Origin of the sequence: Burkholderia reimsis (assembly GCF_003294055.1) — a bacterium.
GTDB classification, from domain to species: domain Bacteria; phylum Pseudomonadota; class Gammaproteobacteria; order Burkholderiales; family Burkholderiaceae; genus Burkholderia; species Burkholderia cepacia.
In genome coordinates this window covers 1-20,756 of record NZ_QMFZ01000044.1, presented here as the reverse complement: position 1 = coordinate 20,756, position 20,756 = coordinate 1, and the positions used below count along the sequence as shown (strand labels likewise).

Below are 20,756 nucleotides of genomic sequence, written 5' to 3'. Positions count from 1 at the left end.
GCCATGTCCGACAGCAACCGCTCCGGGCTCCGGAATCTGCTGGCGACGCGCTACGCGTACCTGGTCAGGCGGCTCGAACGCGTGACGGGGTCGAAGGACGGCGCCGCCGATGCGCTGCACGAAACCTGGCTGCGCCTCGAGAACGCGAACGTCTCCACGCAGGTGACGAACGCGGACGCCTATATACTCGGGATGGCGAACAATGTCGCGATCGACCAGCATCGCCGCGAACGGCGGCATCTGCACGACGACGATGTCGAGACGCTGCTCGAGATGCCCGACGAACTGGCCGATCCCGAGCGGATCGTGGCGGCGCGCCGCAAGGTCGAGACCCTGAAGGACGTGCTGCGCGGCCTGCCGCCGCGGCGCCGCGCGATCCTGCTGGCCGCCCGCGTGGACGGCCTGCTGAACCGCGAAATCGCCGAGCATTTCGGCATTTCGCTGCGGCTCGTCGAAAGCGAGCTGAGCGCGGCGATGAAGTACTGCCTGCAGCGCATGCAGGAAGATGGTGATCCGTACACGGGCACGCGAGGCGGCCCGCGTAAATTTTGAGCATCAGGACGATGACGAAAGCCCAGGCCCAACCTGCCCACGACGAACTCGACGAAGCGAGTGCGTGGCTGCTGCGTCTGCGCTCGGGAGAAGCGAGCCAGGCCGAAGCCGATGCGTTCGAGCGCTGGTGTGCCGATCGTCCGCAGGCCGCCGATCTGCTGCGCGACACCTGGAGTTCGCTGCGCACGGCGGCGACCGAGCTTGCGCACGAGGAGCGGGCGGCCGCTGCCTGGGCAAACGTTGCAAGGCGCGAGCGCACGATGCGCACCGGGCGGCGCGCATTCATTGGTTTCGCGGTTGCGGCCGGCGCGTCGTGGCTCGCGGTACGGCCGCCGATGCAGCTGTGGCCGTCGGTCGGCGATATCGCCGCCGATTACCACACGGGCACCGGCGAACAGCGCAGCGTCGCGCTGTCGTCGCGCGTGACGGTCGAGCTGAATACGCAGACGCGTCTCGACGTGCTGGCCGCGAGCGATGCCGCGCACGGCGTCGAAGTCGTCGCCGGCGAAGCGGAGATCGACGCGGTCGCGCCGCCGGCCGGCCGCGCGACGCCGATCCAGCCCGTCACGGTGGTGGCGGGCGGCGGCCGCATGCAGGCGACCGTCGCGCGCTTCAACGTGCGGCGCACGGGCACGCAGGTGTGCGTGACCTGCCTGTCCGGCACGGTCGCGCTCCAGCATCCGCGCGGCGCGCGCATGTTGAACGCCGACGATCAGGTCGTCTACGACGATCGCGGCGTGCAGCCCGTGTCGCGGATCGATCCGGGCGCCGTCAGCGCATGGCGGCGCGGCATGCTGGTGTTCAACGGCGTGCCGCTGTCGGACGTCGTCGACGAGATCAACCGCTACCGGCGCGGCAAGGTCATCCTGCGCCGCGCGTCGCTCGGCGCGAACCGGATGCAGGCGCAGTTCCCGATCACGCGGCTCGACGACGTGATCGACATGGTCGGCCGCCTGTACGGCGCGCACATCACGCGCCTGCCCGGCAACATCGTGCTGTTGAGCTGACCGGCTTCCCGCGCTTCATTCCCCCGTTTTCCTTCCGCGCGCGATGCGTTCGCGTCGCTTGCGGCCGTCCGCGCACTGCGGGTTACGGCCGTCCGATACGACTTGATCAATGAGGGCCGGCAAACGCCGGGCTGTCCTTGAGGGCGGCCCGGTGTGACGTCGTCGGACCCGAGGCGTGGGTGGCAAGCGCCCCGGCCGCGCAGCGATGCGCGGTGCGGGGGATGTGTGTCGATGGAGCTTCGGGCGGTGGCGTGATCATGAACGAATCGCAACGGGACACGGATCCGGGCGACGCGAATACGCGCGCCGATGCGATCCGCGAGGGCGCGGTGCGCTGGCTGCTGTGGCTGCGCGCCGGCGATACGACGGAGCAGGAACACGACGCTTTCGCGCGCTGGCGCGCGCAGAGCGACGAGCATGCGCGCACGGTCCGCGAGCTGATCTGGATGTGGGCGCTGCTGGAGGCGGTCGGCCGTCATGAGCCCGGCGGATCGACGCGCACGCATTGACATGGCGGCGGTTCGCGCACGCACCGGTGTGGTGCGCGATCGCGTTCGCGCGACGACCCACGGGCGCCGGAAGAAAGTCTGCGGGTTATGCAGGCCCGCTTCGACCTTGTATATGAGAGAGCGAGGGGGCCGTGTAGCAGGACCGTGAAGAGGGGCGGTAAAGCGGAGACCGGGGAACGGGGGCCGGAGACGGCTCCCGGATCACCGTTCACGCATGGCGGCGGCGCGCGTGGCGAGTACGTGCCGGCCGCGTCACGACAACACGGATTCCCGATTCAGGATGGCGCCCCGGGCTGCAGGCCCGCGCGTGCGCCGTTCCATGCGGCATCGAGCGGATCGCCGGCATCGCGCAGCGGCTCGCGCAGAAAGGGAAAGCGTTCGACGAACGATGCGGATTCTTGCAGGGCCACGATATGGTTGACCATCCATTGCAGCAGTTCGCCGCCGTGCCGGACCTGTTCCGGGCGCCAGTCCGGCATTGTCGCGAAGACGGCCGAGAAGCCGCTCCAGCGCGACGGCCGGTCGTTGTCGCCGGGCCGGAAATACGTGTTCATCGCGACGTCGTCCGCGTCGGTCAGCGCGCCGACGAACAACCCGTGCGGCGTCGGCACGCCGATTTGCCGCCAGCCTTCCGCGAGCGCGAGCGAGCGCATCACGCGCGCCGCGACGAATGCGATGCGCGTTTCATGTTCGACTTCCGCCAGCGACATCACGCCGTTGCGCTGCATGCAGCGCGCGACCGCGTGCGGACGGATCACGTTCGACGCGAAGCTGCGCAGCACGAGGTCGGGCACCGTCAGCTGAAGCTGGAATTCGCGCAGCCCGTGCTCGGCGCTCATCGTCGAGAAATTGACGAACAGCCCTTCGGCCCGTCCGAGCGCACCGACGTACGGTTCGAGCCCGAGGCGCGCGAGTTTCGGTGCGATCTGGCGTTCGAGCAGCCGCAGCAGGTTGCGGCGGTTGCGCACGCCGTTGAAATCGTCGATGCCGCGCGTGACGACGTCGCTGATTTCCCAGCGGCGCTCGTCGGCGACGAGCCGCGGCGAGCCGCTCAGGTCGAACCGGGCGCGGCCGTGCGCCACGCGGGGATCTACGTACATGCCGGTGCCTCGTGCATCGATTGCGGGCTGACCGTCGCGACGGCGTGTCGTCGCGCGGATCGGGTCGCCCACGATGCTGCGGTGTCGACCGCGCGCCGTCAAGTGCGAACGCATCGCGACGCACGCGTGCGCGTGCCGTTGCGGCGGCCCGCGCGGTCAACCGGACAATGTGGGGTAACCCGATGATGCGCACGATCGTGGAACGCTTTGTCGAGCAGAGCCCGATGACGATCATGGCGCGGCTCGTGCTGCAATGCGCGCTGCACGACGACTGGGTCGGCGCCGCGGCGGACGCCGGCGACGAACCCGACGGCGAGTCGATCCGCGAGGCGCTGTTTGCCCTGGCCGTCGACGCGCTCGCGTCGATTGCGGGGCGACGGCGGATGTCCGACGGCGAGGCGGCCGCTGCGCCGGGGGTGGGTACGGCCGTGACGGCGCTGCACGATTGCATGAGCCGGTGGCGGGCCGGCTGGGGGCGCGCGCTGGTAAGGGACAGCGTCGACCTGCTGCTGCCGGTCGCGTCGGTGCGCGGCGTCGACGGTGCGCGTGCAGTCGACGGGATGCGGCTGCGCGTGCTGGACGGGGCCGGCGAGGCTTGTGCGCCGCGGGCCGGCGGTTGCGACTGCGGGCGCGCGTGCGACGACCCCGCGCGCGATGCGGTGGCGGGCGGCGTGCGCGTCCTGCCGGTCTACGATCCGGATCTCGGGATGATCGTCGACCTGCTGCCGTGCGAGCGGGGTCGGTCGCACGAGCGTGCATTCGTCGGCGCGCTGCTGGAAACGGTTCGACCGGGCGAGCTGTGGATCGTCGACGGGCGCTTCGATACGGACGCGATCCTGTCCGGCTGGCCGCGTCGCGGCGGTGCGTTCGTGCTGCGCGAATACGCCTGCCCGGCGGCGTGCCGGCCGCTCGGCGACTGGCGGGAAGCGGGCGTGTTCGGCGCCGGGCGCGTGCGCGAACAATCCGTCGGGATGGCCGGCGAAGGCGGCGTGTCGGGCGCGTTTCGACGGATCGAATGGCGCGGCGCGGAGGCCCCCGGCGACATCGTCACGCTGTTGACCGATCTGCCGGCCGGGCGGTTCGACGCGCCGCAGGTCGTTGCACTGTCGTGCCGGCGCTGGCGTGACGCGTTGCCGCTGGCGCTCGAGCCCGTCGTGGACGGCGCGCCGTTCGGCGCCGTGCCCGCGCGTGCGGCGCTGCTGGCGAGCGGGATCGCCGCGTTTGCCTACAACGCGTTCAGCGTGATGACGCGGGTCGTCGGCGGCACGCTCGATCTCGACGCGCGCGACGTCGAGCGCCTGCCGGCGCTGATCGCCGACGGCGTGGCGGCCACCTACGCGGGCATGATGATCGCGCTGCCGCCGGACTGGTGGCAGCGTTACGACCAGTTGCCCGCGACCGCGCTCGGCCAGATCGTGCGGATGCTCGCCGCGCACGTCGACCCGCGCAGCGAGCGGCGGCGGCGCCGTGACAACCGGCTGTCCGCGAAGTCGCAGGCGATGCTGCGCGCGGCGACGCTCGAGCGCCTGATGCACGACGACGGCGACGATCCGGCCGCGAACGTGTTCAGCCTGCGCACGATCGCGATGGCGACGCGCGACTTCAGCAGCAATCCGTCGAAGGCGCTGCGGCACGCGGGCGAGGCGCTCGTGATGGTCACCAAGTACAACCGGCCGATCGCGCTGCTCGTGTCGATCGACGACTGGAACCGGCTGCTCGGCGAAGTACGCGAGACGAGCTTCACGCGGCTGTCGTTCGATGCGGCCGCGTCGCAGGGCCTGCGCCCGGTGACGCTGAGCGAGTCGTCGTTGAATTAGCGGGCGCCGGCCGCACGTTGCCGGCCCGGCTTGCCGTTCATCGCGCCGGCGCGTGCCGCCCTCGGCTTCAACTCGTCAGCCGCCGCACCCAGATGACCGACGTCCATGCGAAATTGCCGCTGCCGTAGCGCGCGATCAACGTGTCGATGCGCGTGTTGATCCGCGCCGAATGCACGCGGCAGTGCACGATGAAATAGCCGCTGTTCACGCCCACGGCCGAGCCGTCCGGCAGCGTCGGGTTGCCGCCCTGCGCGGGCAACAGGTATTCGGCGATGTCGCCGGTGCTGACGAAGTAGGCGGTGGCGCGCCGGTCGACGAGCCGCCTGGCCTGGCTCGCCGACAGCGTCGGAATCGCGGCGACGAGCACGGGTTCGGCCGCGGTGTTCGCGTTGACGACGGTCAGGTCGGGCAGGATCGTGACGAACGGCGCGAGCGTTGCGACCGCATTCGCGTCGTAGCCGGGAATGCGTGCGAGATCGTCGACGGACACGAGCTGCAGCGGCCAGCCGCCCGGGCCGTTCGTGTCGCGCAGCGAGCGCAGCATGTAGTCGGCCGTCGGTTGCGCGAGCGCCGGGTCGAGCGACAGCTGCCCGAGCAGGCGCCGGTACGCCAGCACGCCTTCGCCGTTGGACTGCCACGGCTTGCCGGGCGCGGCGCGCGACACGAGGTTCGTCAGGTTGAAGCGCGCCTGCGCGTCCTCGACGCTGCCCGAGATCCACGCGCGTGACAGCTCGGCGTTGACCGTTAGCGCGTCGGACGGCAACAGGTCCGAGAGCGGCACGTCGGCAACCGGTGCCGACCACGTCTGGCCGGCGAACGTGACGTTCGACGTCGCGCTTTGTGCGCGCAGCGTCGCGCGTGCCCATTCGACCGCGGCGCGCTCGATCCACATCGTCTGCGTCGCGAGCCGCTGGTTCTCGACGTCGCGCGTCGCGACCTGCTGGCGCCACAGCACGCTGGCCGCGAGCGTGGCCGCCAGCGCGACGACGAGCAGCACCGTCACGATCGCGATGCCGCGTTCGCGTCGTGCGTGCGCCGTCCTGTCTTTTCCGTATCGAAGCATTCGCGTGCCCCCGCAGTGTCGGCGCGGCGCGCTCACACCTCGAACGCCAGCCACGCATGCGCGATGCTCGCATGCGCGGATGACGCGACGCCGAACAGCGCGGCCAGCCCCGCGACCCAGCATGCGAGCGTCGCGGGACGCATGCCGTCGTCGGCAAGCGGGCCGACGAGGCCGGCGATCGCGTGCGACCGCCACAGCAGCAGCACGAACAGCGCGCAGCCGACGGCCATCGCGATCGCGAACATGTGCGCCGCGACCGCCGGGCGCCGCGTGAACGGCGCGCGGTGATGGCGCTGGTTCGTCGTGACGATCGCGACCCCGTTCGCGACGGGCACGATCGCCATCGCGAGCGCCCAGAACAGCGGCTGGTCGCTCGACGGATTGATCAGCAGCAGCGTGCCGATTGTCCAGATCGGCGGCGCGAGCAGCGTGAGCGCGGACCACGACAGCAGCTGCCACGCGAGCCACGGCGTGCGCCAGCGCAGCGGCGGATGCGGCGCGACATGAGCGGCGGGCGGCAGCGGCCGGCCGGGCATTCCGGCGGCGCCGGACAATCGCCCGGCGAGCCACCGGACGAGCATCGTGGCGAATGACATGGAGTGTCCTGTCGTTGACGTGTTTCGTTCTCAATAGCTAGGACGAAGCGGGCGCGCGCAAGCCGCAGGATTTCGTGCGTGCCGTTGCGTGCGTCGCGATACGGCGATGCGCCGGCGATGCGCCGTAAACGGTCCCGGCGATCCCGCGCCGTGTTTCGCGAGCGTTTCGTGAATATCTTCAGCGGAATGTCACAAAAACTTCCCGGTTGAAACCCGAGGATTGTCGGGCCGCACGCCGGCACGTCGCGTTTTCGCGAGGGCTGGCCAGACGGCGACACGTTTTCCGGTCGTCCGCGCGCAATGGCAGCACGCTGACGCGCCGCAGGTCGGCCGGACGACGCACGTACACGAAACGGGGGCCAAGCAAGGTCATGCACCGCGTCTCGCGCGTCCTGCGCGAGGGAGCGCTGCGCGCGCATTGCAGGCCGCTTGCGTCGACCGCCTGCCCGTGCCGGCGGACCGGTCGACGTCACGCAAAAAAACATTGCGGCAATGCGCGCTTCGTTCCGTCTAGGTAGGTGGGAGCTGCGACTCGGTGTGCCGTATGCGGCCCCGTCCGCGACCGGCGCGCATGCGTCGGGCCGGCGGGCGGGAACACGCGGACGCGCGCATTTTTTCTCATCAGGCGGCGTGAAGCCGACAGGTGCATGACAGTGGAACAGTTCGAGGAAACCCGGCCGGCCGGCGAGCGCGGCACGCCGACGGACGACGTATCGGCGCGGCAGGCGCAAGCGCTGTCGCCGGTCGTCAACCTGCGCGACACGGGGCGTTTCCTGCAGGTGCTCGAGGCGCTCGGGTGCTCGCCGGCCGTGAGCCGCCGCCCGTCCGGCGTGGCCGCGATCGGCGTCGACGACGGTGTGCCCACATTGTCCGCGTGCCTGTTGCCGCGCTCGATGGGGATGGCCGTGTCGGGTAACCGGCTCGCGGTCGCGACGATGCACGAATTGATGGTGTTCGCCAACGTGTCGACGCTCGCGCCGCGCTCTCCGGCCCGCCCGGATCATTACGACGCGATGTTCGTGCCGAGCATGTCGTACTACACCAGCGATCTCGACCTGCACGACATGGCGCTCGACGAGCACGTGCGGCTCGCGGTCAACACACGCTACTCATGCATCAGCGTGATCGACGGTTATTTCAATTTCACGCCGATCCGGCAGCCGCGTCCGCGCGAGGACGATGAACCCGCGAACGCGGCGGAGCAGGCGTGATGACGATCGATCGTTGCGGGTTTCCCGGCGTCGTTTCGTCCTTATCGGTAGACGGAGCGTGCGCAGGGTGGAGAGCCTCGCCGCGGGCCGGCGGGGTGTTGTGGCTCACGGGGCTGTCGGGCGCGGGCAAGACGACGCTGGCCGATGCGGTGGCGGCGCAACTGCGCGACCGATCCGTGCATCCGGTGGTGCTCGACGGCGATCGGCTGCGGACGGGGCTGAATCGGGATCTCGGCTTTACGGTGCAGGACCGTTTCGAGAACGTGCGGCGCATCGCCGAAGTCGCGGCACTGACGAGCGAATCGGGCGCGCTTGCGATCGTTGCGGTCATTTCGCCGCTCGCGGCGATGCGCGATGCCGCGAGAGCGATCGTCGGGCCGGCATTCCGTGAAGTGTATGTGAGCACGCCGCTCGCCTGCTGCGAGGCGCGGGATCCGAAAGGGCTGTATGCGCAGGCGCGGAGCGGTGTGCTGCCGGAATTCACGGGTGTTTCGGCGCCGTACGAGCCACCGGTCGAAGCCGATCTCACGATCGACACCGGCCGCGCGTCGCTCGCGATGTGCGTCGACACGCTGATGCGGTTCGCCGTCGCGCAGTTCGGTGGTGCGGCCGATCCGCAGGCGGCACCGCTGCGGCACGGCTGAGTCCGGATCGATGGCAGGAAATGGTATTTCGCAGTTCATGATAAGGATGACGAACAAAGCGTCATCAAAGTGAAACAGGCAACTGATAGCGGAGCGGCGGCAGTTCGCGACAGCTTCGCTTCGACCCGGAACAACAAAGGGGAATGGCGCATGCCGCCGAGAGTAGACCGCAAGTCACGCGAACGATGGCGGCTGAAATGCCGATGCCTGGCGGGCGTCGTGCTGGCCGGAGGGATGGGCCTCGCACCGGGCGTTCATGCGCAGGAAGCCGCGCCGGCCGCGAAGGCGGCACCGGCCGCACCGCAGTCGTTCGACGTGAATGCCTTCGTGGTGCGCGGCAACACGACGTTGCCGACGCTCGAGATCGAGAAAGCCGTGTATCCGTTCGAAGGGCCGGGCCGCACGCTCGCCGACGTGAACGCGGCACGTGACGCGTTGCAGAAGGCGTACCAGGATCGCGGCTACCAGTCGGTCGTCGTCGAGCTGCCGCAGCAGCAGGTGAAGAACGGTGTGATCCTGCTGCAGGTGACCGAGGCAAAGGTCGGGCGCCTGCGCGTGGACGGCGCGAAATACAACTCGCCGCAGAATATCCGCGATGCGGTGCCGGCGCTCGCCGAAGGCCAGGTGCCTGATTTCAACCAGGCCCAGCAGCAGCTCACCGACCTGAACCGCTCGGCGGACCGCCAGGTGATTCCGGTGCTGAAGCCGGGCGCGTTGCCGCAGACGGTCGACGTCGACCTGAAGGTCGACGATCACAGCCCGCTGCACGGCTCGCTCGAACTGAACAACGACAACAGCCCGGGCACGTCGACGCTGCGCACGACCGCGAGCCTCAGCTATTCGAATCTGTGGCAGCTCGGCCACGTGATTTCCGGCACCTACGTGATCGCGCCGCAGCATCCGAACGATGCGCGTGTCTACGCGTTCTCGTATCTCGCGCCGATCAGGGATTCGCGCTGGAGTTTCCTCGCGACGGTCGTGCATTCGGACAGCAACGTCGCGTCGGTCGGCAACACCAACGTGCTGGGCAAGGGCACCACGTACGGCTTCACCGCGATCTATTCGCTGCCGGCGACGGAGACCTACGCGCATTCGGTCAGCATCGAGATCGATCGCAAGCATTACGACGAGGACGTGTCGCTGCCGGGGCAGGGCGGCTCGACGGCGCCGCTCACGTACGTGCCGGTGACGCTGTCGTACAACGGCCAGTTGAGCCTGAAGAACTCGCAGACGTCGTTCTCCGCGTCGCTGACGACGAACATCCGCGGCCTCGGCAGTGACTGGGGCGCATGGGACAACAAGCGCTACAACGCAACGCCCGATTTCGTGTACGGCAAGTTCGACGTGAATCACACGCAGCGCTTCGCGAACGACATGCAGGCCAACGCGCACGTGAACGCCCAGATCTCGAACTCGCCGCTCGTGTCGAGCGAGCAGTTCGCCGCGGGCGGGATGAACAGCGTGCGCGGCTACATGCAGGCCGAGGACACGGCCGACAGCGGCGTGATCGCGTCGCTCGAGCTGCGCAGTCCGTCGCTCGCGAAATGGCTCGGCGGCGCGGTCGGCAGCCGCGTGAACGAGTGGCGCTTCCACGCGTTCTTCGACGCGGCGCACCTGTGGCTGCTGAGCCCGCTGCCGGAGCAGACGGCGCGCTTCAACCTGATGAGTGTCGGCGTCGGCACACGGGTGCAGATCATGAAGTATGCGAGCGCGGATTTCGAGGCCGGCTGGCCGTTGAAGGCGGGCGTCTATACGCGGCAGTACAGCCCGCGGTTCGATTTCTTCGTAAGGCTGGGGTTCTGACGGTTTTTTTGATCGTGCCGGGGCGATGCGACGAGCGCGGCGCCCGCACATTCGGGGAGTGGATCGTGAAGCGAGTCTTGGTTTTCCTGTTGGCGGTGATGCTCGGCGTGCTGCCCGGCATCGCGAACGCATGGTGGCAGAACGACTGGTCGTACCGGAAGGCGATCACGATCGACGCGAGCGCGAAAGGCGCGAACCTCGCGGAGTCGGCCGGCCGTGTGCCGCTGCTGATCCGCCTGCACTCGGGCAATTTCCAGTTCGACGGGCTGGCCGACAACGGCGCCGACATCCGCTTCGTCGCCGGCGACGACAAGACGCCGCTGAACTACCACGTCGAGCAATACGACCCGGTGCTCGGTGTCGCGCTGATCTGGGTCGACGTGCCGAAGATGCCGGCCGGCGCCGCGGAGTCGATCTGGATGTACTACGGCAACAAGAAGGCGCCCGACGGCAGCAAGCCGGCCGAGACGTTCGATGCCGACTACACGCTCGTCTATCACTTCAACGGTGCGGCCGGCGCGCCGCCGAAGGATGCGACCGCGTATGGCAACAATGCGCAGAACGCGGCGTTCCGTACGGTCGAGGACGGCATCGTCGGCAAGGGTGCGCGCTTCGACGGTACGGGGTCGCTGACGTTGCCGGCAAGCGCATCGCTGAATGTGGCGGCCGGCGGCAGCTTCACGTTCAGCGCATGGGTGAAGCCGTCGGCGCTGGCGCCGAACACGCTGCTCTATAGCCGCCGCGATGGCGCGAACGCGCTGCTGGTCGGCCTCGACAACGGCGTGCCGTTCGCGGAAGTCCAGGGCGCAGCCGGCAATCCGGCACCGGTGCGCACGCCGGCCGCCTCGCCGGTCGCCGCGAACCAGTGGACCTATCTCGCGGTCACGGCCGACGGCAAGAACCTCACCGTCTACGTGAACGGCAAGCAGGCCGCGCAAGTCGCGGCGACGCTGCCCGCGTTGACCGGCGCGGCGACGGTTGCGGCGGACGCGCCGGGCGCGCCGGCCGGGTTCGCCGCGTATGCGGGCGCGCTCGACGAGCTGCGCCTGTCGAAGATCGCGCGCTCGCCGGCCGCGATCGCGGTCGACGCGCTCGCGCAGGGTTCGGAATCGAAGCTCGTCGCGTATGGCGCGGACGAGAAGCAGTCGGGCTTCGGCTTCGGCTATTTCGGCGTGATCGTGCAGTCGGTGACCGTCGACGCGTGGGTCGTCATCACGATCCTGCTCGGCATGGCGCTCGTGTCGTGGATCGTGATGTGGACCAAGGCGCGCTACGTCGGCACCGTCGACAAGGCGAACCAGTATTTCGTGCAGCGTTTCCGCGAAGTGGCGGGCCGCCACCTGGTCGGTCTCGCGCATGTCGACGAAGCGAGCGCCGACGGCCGCCGGCTGTACCAGTCGTCGCTGTACCGGCTGTACAAGGCCGGCGTGCATGAAATCCACAGCCGCGTGGACGGCAACGGCCGCACGGTGATCACGTCCGAATCGATCGAGGCGATCCGCGCGTCGATGGACGCGACGCTCGTGCGCGAAAACCAGCGGCTGTCGAAGTCGATGGTGCTGCTGACGATCGCGATCTCGGGCGGCCCGTTCCTCGGGCTGCTGGGCACGGTGGTCGGCGTGATGATCACGTTCGCGGCGATCGCGGCGGCCGGCGACGTCAACGTGAACGCGATCGCGCCGGGTATCGCGGCCGCGCTGCTCGCCACCGTCACGGGGCTGTTCGTCGCGATCCCCGCGCTGTTCGGCTACAACTACCTGCTGATCCGCAACAAGAACGTGACCGCGAACATGCAGGTGTTCGTCGACGAATTCGTCACGCGCCTCGCCGAAGCGCACCGCGCGCCCGATCACGCGGTGCTGGCCGACTGACCGCATCGCACGCAGGAGACCACCATGCAGGTTCAGGACGACGACAAGCCGTACGACGACATCAACATCACGCCGATGCTCGACCTCGCGTACGTGCTGCTGATCATCTTCATCATCATGACGACCGCGTCGGTGCAGGGCATCAAGGTCGATCTGCCGAAGGCGAGCTCGTCCGCGAGTCTCGCGAAGCCGAAGACGAAGGCGATCACGGTCGCCGATTCGGGGCAGGTGTTCCTCGACGCGTACCCGGTGACGATGGACGAGCTCGAGAGCCGGCTGCGCACCGAGAAGGCGACCAGCCCGGATTTCCCGATCGTGCTGAAGGGCGACGCGGCCGTGCAGTACCAGAAGGTGATGGACGTGCTCGACCTGCTGCGCCGCCTCGACCTGTCGCAGGTCGGCCTGGTGACCGGCAAGGCGAAGCAGGGCGGCTGACGCGATGGAAATGACCTACAACGGCGGCCCGCCGGACAAGGGCCCCGGCCGCTACGTGAAGCCCGTCGCGATCGCGCTGGTGCTTGCCGGCGTGGCCGCGCTGATCTGGCGTTTCGCGGGCGACACCGCGGGCGTGAAGCGCGTGAGCGCGCCGCAGGTGACGACGGTGATCCCGCTGCCGCCGCCCCCGCCGCCGCCGAAACAGAAGCCGCCGCCCGAGAAGGTGAAGGAAGAGGTCAAGACGCCGGTCGAGCGGCCGACGATCGCGCCGAAGCCGTCCGAGGCGCCGAAGCCGTCGGACAACCAGCCGAAGCAGATGACGATGAATGCCGACGCGCAGGCGGGCAGCGACAACTTCGGCATCGGCGCGGGCGACGGGTCGGGCATGCTGGGCAGCGGCGGGGGCGGCAAGTTCGGCAACGCGAGCTATGCGCAATACATGGTGTACGTGCTGCAGCGTGCGATCGAGCAGGACAAGGGCGTGCAGGAGGCCGGCGGCGCCCGGTTCGCGGGCAGCCTGAACCTGTGGATGGACACGTCCGGGCGGATCACGAAGGTGACGATCGCGCAGTCCACCGGCGACGCGAAGATCGACGCGGCCGTCGTCGCGGCGGTCGAGGCGCTCGGCCGGGTCGATGAGGTGCCGCCGCCCGCGACCGCGTATCCGGTGCTCGTCAAGCTCCAGGGCCGCAAGCCGGCATGACGATGCGCGACAGAGACCACGCAAGAATCATGGGGCAGCGCCGTCGCACGGATGCTGCCGGAAAAGAAACGAAAATTGTTCGGAGTGCTTCGATGATTCGGAAGATGAATGGACGGGGTGGGGTGCCCCGCAACGGCGCGCTGCCCGCGCGCCTGTCGCGCGTCGGTGCGGCGGTGCTGACGCTCGGGCTGACGTGCGCGTCCGCCGCGCACGGGCAATCGCTCGAGGCGCAGGCGGCGTCGGGGAAGGCCGCGCCGACGGAAAGCGTGGTGATCAACCTGATCAACCTGCTCGTCAAGCGCGGCGTGCTCACGCAGCAGAACGCGAACGAGCTGATTGCCGAAGCGCGCACGGAAGCCGTGCAGGCGAGGTCGGCGCGCGCATCGGGCGCACCGGTCGTGGCGGGCGGCGTGGTCAACCCGCCGACGCAGCCGGGCGACGTCGCGGTGCCGTACGTGCCGCAGCTCGTGCGCGACCAGATCCGCGACCAGGTGAAGCAGGAAGTGATCGCGCAGGCCAAGGCCGAGAACTGGGCGCAGCCGAACACGTTTCCCGACTGGGTGTCGCGCATCAAGCTCGACGGCGACATGCGCGTGCGCGACGAGTACCACTTCTACGGCAGCCGCAACGCGAACAACGTGACGAACTTCGCGGCGATCAACCAGGGCAACGGGTTCGACATCAACTCGAACACCAACACGACGCAGCTGCCGACCCAGAACACCACGCAGAACCGCAACAACCTGCTGCGCTATCGCGCGCGGCTCGGCGTGACGGCGACGCTGTCCGACGAGATGATCGCGGGCCTCCAGCTCGCGAGCGGCAACGACAATGGCCCCGTGTCGACGACGGGAACGGCCGGGGGCGGCTGGGGGAAGAAGAACATCTGGCTGAACAAGGCGTTCTTCGCGTACAAGCCGACGTCGTGGCTGAACCTGACGGCCGGCCGTTTCGACAACCCGTTCTTCAAGTCGGACCTGGTGTTCTCGGACGACCTGATGATGGACGGGCTCGCCGCGAACCTGCGCCATGCGCTGCCGTGGAATCCGGACGTCACGCTGTTCGGCACGCTCGGCGTGTTCCCGATCCAGTACACGAGCGAGAACTTCCCGTCGAACAGCACCGACAAGGCCGGCAGCGACACGAAGTGGATGATCGGCGCGCAATTCGGCGCCGACTGGAAGATCGATGCGAAGAACCGGCTGCGCGGCGCCGTCGCGTATTACGACTTCCAGAACATGCGCGGCACGCTGTCGTCGCCGTGCGCGCTGTATCTCGGCGCGACGAACTGCAGCACCGACAACGAGGCGCCGGCATTCATGCAGGGCGGCAACACGCTGATCGCATTGCGCAACATCGTGCAGAACCCGAACCTCGCGCCGGGGATGACGCCGCAGCCGCAGCTTTTCGGTCTCGCGTACAACTACCGGCTGCTCGACCTGAAGGCGCAGTGGGATACGGTCGTCGCCGACCGCTTCAAGCTGCGTCTCGACGGCGAATACGTGCGCAACCTCGCGTACAACGACAACAAGGCGTTCGCGGCGGCGTCGCTGCCGGTCAACAACTACGAATCGACGTCGGTGAACGCGACGCGCGCCGACTACCGCAGCGGCCCGAACGGCTTCCTCGCGAAGGCGACGTTCGGCGAGCCGGAACCGCGCGAGAAGGGCCAGTGGAACTTCTCGATCGCATACAAGTACCTGCAGCCGGACGCCGTGCTCGACGCGTTCAACGATCCCGACTTCCACCTGGGCGGCACCAACGCGCGCGGTTACGTGCTCGGCGCCGCCTACGCGGTTGCACGGGACACGTGGGTGTCGGCCCGCTACCTGAGCTCGAAGGAAGTGTACGGGCCGCCGGTATCGATCGACGTGCTGCAGATCGAGCTCAATGCTCGCTTCTGACCGGAGCCGGGAATGAACACGATCACTCGCACGATGCTCGCGGCCGCCCTGGCCGGCATGCTGCTGTCCGCGGCCGGCGGCGCGCATGCGCAGAGCATCGAGGACAAGCTGCGCAGCCAGTTACGCTCGACCGTGCAGGAGCTGCGCCAGTTGCAGGACAGTCAGGCGCAGTTGCAGAGCGACAAGGCGGCGGCCGAGAAGCAGCGCGACGACGCACTTGCGCAGCTGAAGGCGATGCAGGGGCAACTGGCGGCCGCGCGCGGCGACTCGGGCGCCGAGGCCGCGGCGAAGCGCGCGCTGGCGCAGGAACGGGCGGGCCGCGAGCAGGACGCAAAGTCGCTGGCGAAATACAAGTCGTCCTACGAGGACCTGCTGACCGTGTCGCGTGCCCGCGACGCGCAGCACACGCAACTGCAGAAGGACGTCGCCGCGCGTGACACGCAGCTGAAAACCTGCCAGGCACACAATGCCGAGCTGTATCGCGTGGGGCACGAGATTCTCGACGCGTACGAGCACGTCGGCATCGGCACGCTGTTCTCGTCGCGTCAGCCGTTCGCGCAGTCGGCGCGCGTGAAGTACGACGACCTCGCGCAACGCTACGGCGATGCGCTGTACGCGGGCAAGTACGATCCGGCCGCGCGGCCGGTTGCCGCCGCGCCGGCACCGGCGTCGGCGTCGGCCGCTTCGGCCGCTTCGGCGAACGCGCAGTGAGCGCGCGGCCCGCAACCGGGATTGAACCGATCGATTCGTTGAACATGGGGAAGACAGACATGCAAGACAAGCAACCGAACGCCGGCGACGAACGCGCGGCACACGATGCGCCGATCGAAGCGATCTGCGCCGACCGTCTCGCCGACGTGCTGCGCCGCGCGGGCTATCGCGTGACGGCGGCCGAGCAGAACGGCGCGGTGCAGTTGATGAGCGCGAGCCAGGGCATCGGCTTCGCGGTGCGCTTCGGCAACCCGGCTGCCGCGCTCGCGCCGCAGGGTGCCGATGCAACGCCCGCCGTGCTGCCGTACATCGATTACACGCTGTCGTGCGTGCTGCAGGTGCAGGGTGAATTGCCGGCCGAGCTCGTCGCGGACTGGAACCGGACCAAGCGCTTCGCGCGTCTCGCGAGCCACGGGCAGTTTCTTGCGCTGGAAATGGACGTGATCGTCGCGGGCGGCGTGTCCGAGCGCTACCTGCGCTCGACGATCGAGCTGTGGGACCGGCTGATCCAGGAATTCCTGCTGCACCTGCGCAACCGTCCCGCGATGGCCGGGCAGGAAGCGGCGGCGCGTGCGGCGGCCGGCGACCAGGCACGCGCATCGACCGCCGGAGCGGCCACGGCAGCAGTCGAGGCTGCCGCGCAGTGACGCGCGCCGGCAGCCGGATCGGCGCCATGCTGCGTGCGTGGTTGCCGGGCCGCGCGCGGCACGACGCGAAAGCCTCGGCCGCGGGCGATGTACCCGCCGCGTGGGGCGCGTATGCACAGCGCATCGCACAGTGGCTGCGGGCGACGCTCGACGACGAAAGCGACGACGCGGCGGTTTGCCGCCTGCGCGCCGGCATCGAGCGCTGGGCCGGCGAACGGGCCGATGCGGGCGACGACCGTCCCGTGCTGCCGGTGCGCGCGTGGCTCGACCGGTACGGGCACGTGACGCGCATCGACAGCGGTGCGGCCGGGCAAGCGGCGCTCGACGCGGCGCTGCACGCCGCACTCGTCGGCCGGGCGGTCGGCGCGGCGCCGCCACGCGGGATGGCGCAGCCGCTTGTCCTGCGCATGACGCTGACGGACGCGCGCTGATGCGGCGTCCGCAATTCAGGAACGATCGAGAGGGCAGTCGAACGATGATGACGAAGATGAAGATGCTGGCGACGGTGGCAGGCAGTCTCGTGCTGGGTGCGCCGTTCATTGCGCACGCACAGGACGACGTGGTCGCGAATGCCGCGCAGGCATCGGTCACGCAGGCCGATATCGCGGGGCTGCTGAAGTCGGTGAGCCAGGAAGGGCGCGAGCGTCTCGCGGCCGATCCCGCGGCGCTCGACCAGGTCGTGCGTTCGACGCTCGCGCAGAAGGCCGTGCTGGCCGAGGCGAAATCGAAGGGCTGGGACAAGCAGGCGCAGGTGCAGGCGGCCGTCGAACAGGCGCAGCGCGACATCGTCGTGCGCAGCTACCTGGCGTCGGCGAATGCGCCGCCGGCCGACTATCCGTCGGACGCGGAGCTGCAGTCCGCGTATGACAGGAATCGCGCCGCGTTTACCGCGCCGCGCGCGCTGCACGTCGCGCAGATCTATATCGCGGTGCCGCCGAACGCGGATGCCGCGACGCTCGACAAGGCGCGCAAGCAGGCGGCCGATCTCGCGAGCCGCGCGCGCGGCGGCGATTTCGCGGCGCTCGCGAAGGCGAATTCGCAGGACAAGGCGAGCGCCGCGAACGGCGGCGATCTCGGGTTCGTGCCCGATCAGCTGATGGTGCCGGCAGTCCGTCAGGCGGCCGACGCGTTGAAGCCGGGCCAGGTCTCCGCGCCGATCCAGACGCCGGCCGGCTTTCATGTCGTGAAGCTGATCGACGTTCGCGCGGCCGCGCCGCGCCCGCTGGCCGACGTGAAGGAGCAACTGCGCGCGATGCTGCGCGCGCAGCGCACGCAGCAGAATGCGCAGGCGTATCTCGCGAAGCTCGCCGCGAACGCACCGATCAACGAAGACGCGCTGAAGAAAGCGCTCGCATCCGCCCGGTAGGCGCGCGCATGGGAACCGTCCGTTCGACGCCGCGCGTCGGCGCACCCGATGCGCGCACGCCGGGGCGCCGCCGCCCGGCCGGGGCTGCCGACCGCCCGCGCATGCCGAAAGCGAACCCGTGGCCGGGCCGGCCCGGCGAGTGGCCCACGCATTGCCCGCTGTGCTTCGGGGCGCTGGAGCCGTTGCCCGGTGCGGGCGGTTACGCGCGGCACCGGAGCGCGCGATGCTCCGCGCAGTGCGTGCTCACCACGCGCCAGTACCAGCCGGAGGACCTGACGATTCGCGGCTCGCGCGACGCGCAGGTGGCCGCCCGGCATCGCGAGCGCTTCGTGGCGCACTGGGCGCGTCATTACGCACTGATGCGGCGCGCGTGGCCCGCGCTCACGATCGGGCGTTTCATCGCGGTGATCGCCTGCGTCGACGTCGCGGATCTCTGGTCGTACCGGATGTTGCGCGACGACGATCTGGCGGCCGTGCTGCTCGTGCTGGCCGGTTTCCTGCGCGTGCCGGACGCGTCGGGTGCCGATGTTTCGGGTACCGATGCGTCGGGCGCCGATGCGTCGGGCGTCGACGCACGCGCGCCTGGCGTGCGGTGGGTGCGATTCTGGTTCGACGCGAGCGTGCGCGACGTCGGCGATCTGTGGGCGGCCGGTAATGGCGCGCCGTCGCTGTTTCGCGTCGACTATCGCGAGCCGCTCGTCACGCCGTATCCGACCGGCGCGCAGGTGCAGGCGTGGCAGCCGGTCGACGGCATGCGCGACGCCTGGGCGCAGCGGGTCGATGCGCAAGAGCCGGCCGTCGACGACGCCGATCGCGCGGCGTTCGCGCGTTTCCTGGCGCGCGCGTCGGCGCCGGGCACGAACGTGTGACCGCCGCAGCGCGGGTGCCATGGAGTCCTTTCTGAAGGAGCGCGCATGAAGATGCGACGAAGCGCAATCGCGACGATCGTCTGCCTGCTGGTGGCAACCGGCACGCACGCGCAGGGCGGCCGCGCGGCGGCGAGCGCGGGGGCGGCCACGAAGCCGGTGTGCGTCGATGCGGAAGTCGACGGCAAGCGTGCGCTGTCGTACGACTGCCTGAGCCGGCAACTGACGCCGAAGGCCGATCCGCAGGCGGGCGCATCGCAGACGGATGCGGAGCGACTGTCGAAGCAGCCGTCGAACCGTCTCGGCACGTTCAACCTGTCGACCGAGCGGAACCGGTTCGGCTCGAACTGGGGCCGGTCGGTGACGCCGCAGCGGCCGGATGCGCCGGTCGTGGTGCCACCGAAGTAATGCGTGCGGCCGGGCGTGCCGCGCGCGTACCGATGAGCCGGCGGCGTTCCGGCGCGAACCGACGAGGAGCAGCGACATGAAGGCGGGCAGGCACACGAACCGGGCGGTTGTGCTGCGAGCGATGGCGGGCGGGCTGGCGCTGGCCTGCGCGTGCGCCGGTGCAACGACACCGGCACCGGCATCGGCATCGGCCGCCGAACGGCCGGCGCAGCCGGTTGCCGCGTCGCCTGCGCCGGCCGTTGCGCTGCCGAACTTCGCCGCGCTGGTGCGGCGCGTCGGCCCGGCCGTCGTCAACATCAGCGTCACGCGCGAAGTCACGCAGATGGGCATCCAGCTGCCGCCGGGCATCGCGCCCGATCATCCGCTCGCGCCGTTTCTCGCGCGGCGCGTGATCGGCAATCGCGAGGAAGTGAGCCTCGGCTCCGGCTTCATCGTCAGTGCGGACGGCGTGATCCTGACCAACCGGCACGTGGTCGGCGACGCCGTCGCGATCGACGTGAAGCTGACCGACAAACGGCAGTTCAAGGGGCGCGTGATCGGCAGCGACCCCATCTCCGACGTTGCCGTGATCCGCATCGACGCGCACGACCTGCCGGTCGTCGCGACCGGCGACCCGGCACGCACCGAGGTGGGCGACTGGGTGATGGCGATCGGTTCGCCGTACGGGTTCGCGAACACGGTCACGCAGGGCATCGTCAGCGCGAAATCGCGCTCGTTGCCCGGTGAGCGCGCGATTCCGTTCATCCAGACCGACGTGCCGATCAACCCCGGCAATTCGGGTGGCCCGCTGTTCGATCTCGGCGGCCGCGTGATCGCGATCAACTCGATGATTTTCTCGAAGACGGGCGGCTACCAGGGGCTCGCGTTCGCGATCCCGATCGACATCGCGCTCGACGTGAAGGACCAGCTGCTGCGCACCGGCAAGGTGACGCGCGGCCGGCTCGGCGTGGCCGTGCAGGAGGTAAGCCAGGCACTCGCACGTTCGTTCGGCCTCGCGAGCCCGGACGGCGCGCTGATCACCATGGTCGAACCGGACGGCCCGGCCGCGCACGCGGGCCTGCAACCGGGCGACGTCGTGCTCGCCGTCGACGGCAAGCCGGTCGCCGAATCGGCGGATCTGCTCGGCACGGTCGCGCTCATGCGGGCCGGGCGGCAAGCCGACCTGCTGGTGTGGCGCGCGGGCAGGGCGAGGCACGTGATCGCGACCGTCGCCGCATTCGACAGCGGGTCGGCACCGGCAAGCGGCGAGCAAGGGCCCGCGCGGTTCGGGCTCGCGTTGCGCGCGGCGACCGAGCAGGAGCGCCAGCGGCTCGGCGTCGGCCAGGCGCTCGTCGTCGAGCAGGCGAGCGGCCAGGCCGCGCGCGCGGGATTGCAGGCCGGCGATATCGTGCTGTCGGTCAACGGCACGCCGGTCGCGAACATCGGCGCGCTGATGACCGAGATCGATGCCGCGCGCGGCAACGTCGCGCTGCTCGTCCAGCGCGGCGGCACGCGCCTGTATGTGCCGATCGAGATCGGTTGAGCGGGTGGGCGGTTGATCGGG

Annotated in this window: 21 protein-coding genes; 18 read left to right on the top strand and 3 right to left on the bottom strand. The window is 69.6% G+C overall.

The features are described 5' to 3' along the window. Nucleotides 1–3 precede the first annotated feature (3 nt). From DPV79_RS34740 to DPV79_RS34730, 3 genes are all read left to right on the top strand, one after another. On the top strand, nt 4–552 hold the full coding sequence (locus tag DPV79_RS34740) for an RNA polymerase sigma factor (protein ID WP_011354683.1): 549 nt from the start codon (nt 4–6) through the stop codon (nt 550–552). Between the two features lie 11 nt (nt 553–563). Continuing rightward, nucleotides 564–1,559 (top strand): FecR family protein, encoded by a 996-nt coding sequence (locus tag DPV79_RS34735; RefSeq protein WP_113047537.1) that lies wholly within the window; start codon nt 564–566, stop codon nt 1,557–1,559. A gap of 257 nt (nt 1,560–1,816) precedes the next feature. Further along, a complete protein-coding gene (locus tag DPV79_RS34730; protein WP_225740345.1) occupies nt 1,817–2,068 on the top strand; it encodes a FecR/PupR family sigma factor regulator in 252 nt (83 codons plus the stop codon). A gap of 275 nt (nt 2,069–2,343) precedes the next feature. Here the strand turns inward: DPV79_RS34730 and DPV79_RS34725 are convergent, their stop codons facing one another. Next, nucleotides 2,344–3,168, bottom strand: coding sequence for a hypothetical protein (locus DPV79_RS34725; protein WP_113047556.1), 825 nt, complete (start codon nt 3,166–3,168; stop codon nt 2,344–2,346). A gap of 182 nt (nt 3,169–3,350) precedes the next feature. On the opposite strand from DPV79_RS34725, the gene DPV79_RS34720 reads away from it, so the two are divergent. Next, nucleotides 3,351–4,985, top strand: coding sequence for a type II toxin-antitoxin system Phd/YefM family antitoxin (locus DPV79_RS34720; protein ID WP_113047536.1), 1,635 nt, complete (start codon nt 3,351–3,353; stop codon nt 4,983–4,985). Nucleotides 4,986–5,052: 67 nt separating this feature from the next. Here the strand turns inward: DPV79_RS34720 and gspK are convergent, their stop codons facing one another. Together gspK and DPV79_RS34710 are read right to left on the bottom strand one after the other, a co-directional pair. Next, nucleotides 5,053–6,048 carry a type II secretion system minor pseudopilin GspK gene (gene gspK / locus DPV79_RS34715; protein ID WP_113047535.1) on the bottom strand — a complete coding sequence of 332 codons (996 nt, stop codon included), beginning with the start codon at nt 6,046–6,048 and terminating at the stop codon, nt 5,053–5,055. A 32-nt stretch (nt 6,049–6,080) separates the two neighbouring features. Then, the gene (locus DPV79_RS34710; RefSeq protein WP_059622569.1) at nt 6,081–6,644 is read right to left on the bottom strand and encodes a hypothetical protein; all 564 of its coding nucleotides are present in this window, start codon (nt 6,642–6,644) and stop codon (nt 6,081–6,083) included. 647 nt (nt 6,645–7,291) lie between these two features. On the opposite strand from DPV79_RS34710, the gene DPV79_RS34705 reads away from it, so the two are divergent. From DPV79_RS34705 to DPV79_RS34640, 14 genes are all read left to right on the top strand, one after another. Then, nucleotides 7,292–7,855: a DUF4915 domain-containing protein gene (locus DPV79_RS34705; RefSeq protein WP_244321852.1), complete on the top strand. Its 564-nt coding sequence runs from the start codon at nt 7,292–7,294 to the stop codon at nt 7,853–7,855. A gap of 95 nt (nt 7,856–7,950) precedes the next feature. Beyond that, nucleotides 7,951–8,499: an adenylyl-sulfate kinase gene (gene cysC, locus DPV79_RS34700; protein ID WP_244321851.1), complete on the top strand. Its 549-nt coding sequence runs from the start codon at nt 7,951–7,953 to the stop codon at nt 8,497–8,499. A gap of 150 nt (nt 8,500–8,649) precedes the next feature. Further along, a complete protein-coding gene (locus DPV79_RS34695; protein WP_059588536.1) occupies nt 8,650–10,302 on the top strand; it encodes a ShlB/FhaC/HecB family hemolysin secretion/activation protein in 1,653 nt (550 codons plus the stop codon). A 65-nt stretch (nt 10,303–10,367) separates the two neighbouring features. Next, nucleotides 10,368–12,173, top strand: a complete 1,806-nt coding sequence (locus DPV79_RS34690) for a DUF2341 domain-containing protein (protein ID WP_113047555.1) — start codon at nt 10,368–10,370, stop codon at nt 12,171–12,173. A gap of 24 nt (nt 12,174–12,197) precedes the next feature. Next, a complete protein-coding gene (locus DPV79_RS34685) occupies nt 12,198–12,608 on the top strand; it encodes an ExbD/TolR family protein (protein WP_059706122.1) in 411 nt (136 codons plus the stop codon). A gap of 4 nt (nt 12,609–12,612) precedes the next feature. Further along, the gene (locus DPV79_RS34680; protein ID WP_053076265.1) at nt 12,613–13,311 is read left to right on the top strand and encodes a TonB family protein; all 699 of its coding nucleotides are present in this window, start codon (nt 12,613–12,615) and stop codon (nt 13,309–13,311) included. A gap of 92 nt (nt 13,312–13,403) precedes the next feature. Next, complete coding sequence (locus DPV79_RS34675) at nt 13,404–15,215, top strand: putative porin (RefSeq protein WP_113047533.1); 1,812 nt, start codon at nt 13,404–13,406, stop codon at nt 15,213–15,215. Between the two features lie 12 nt (nt 15,216–15,227). Then, entirely contained in the window at nt 15,228–15,926 is a 699-nt protein-coding gene (locus DPV79_RS34670) for a hypothetical protein (protein ID WP_113047532.1), read from the top strand. Nucleotides 15,927–15,985: 59 nt separating this feature from the next. After that, on the top strand, nt 15,986–16,573 hold the full coding sequence (locus DPV79_RS34665) for a YbjN domain-containing protein (RefSeq protein ID WP_113047531.1): 588 nt from the start codon (nt 15,986–15,988) through the stop codon (nt 16,571–16,573). Between the two features lie 26 nt (nt 16,574–16,599). Next, nucleotides 16,600–17,004, top strand: a complete 405-nt coding sequence (locus tag DPV79_RS34660) for a hypothetical protein (RefSeq protein WP_113047554.1) — start codon at nt 16,600–16,602, stop codon at nt 17,002–17,004. Nucleotides 17,005–17,048: 44 nt separating this feature from the next. Next, nucleotides 17,049–17,939: a peptidylprolyl isomerase gene (locus DPV79_RS34655; protein WP_113047530.1), complete on the top strand. Its 891-nt coding sequence runs from the start codon at nt 17,049–17,051 to the stop codon at nt 17,937–17,939. An 8-nt stretch (nt 17,940–17,947) separates the two neighbouring features. Then, on the top strand, nt 17,948–18,808 hold the full coding sequence (locus DPV79_RS34650) for a hypothetical protein (protein ID WP_113047529.1): 861 nt from the start codon (nt 17,948–17,950) through the stop codon (nt 18,806–18,808). A gap of 45 nt (nt 18,809–18,853) precedes the next feature. Then, on the top strand, nt 18,854–19,213 hold the full coding sequence (locus tag DPV79_RS34645; RefSeq protein ID WP_059854273.1) for a hypothetical protein: 360 nt from the start codon (nt 18,854–18,856) through the stop codon (nt 19,211–19,213). A 76-nt stretch (nt 19,214–19,289) separates the two neighbouring features. Further along, nucleotides 19,290–20,735: a Do family serine endopeptidase gene (locus tag DPV79_RS34640; RefSeq protein ID WP_113047528.1), complete on the top strand. Its 1,446-nt coding sequence runs from the start codon at nt 19,290–19,292 to the stop codon at nt 20,733–20,735. Nucleotides 20,736–20,756: the final 21 nt, after the last annotated feature.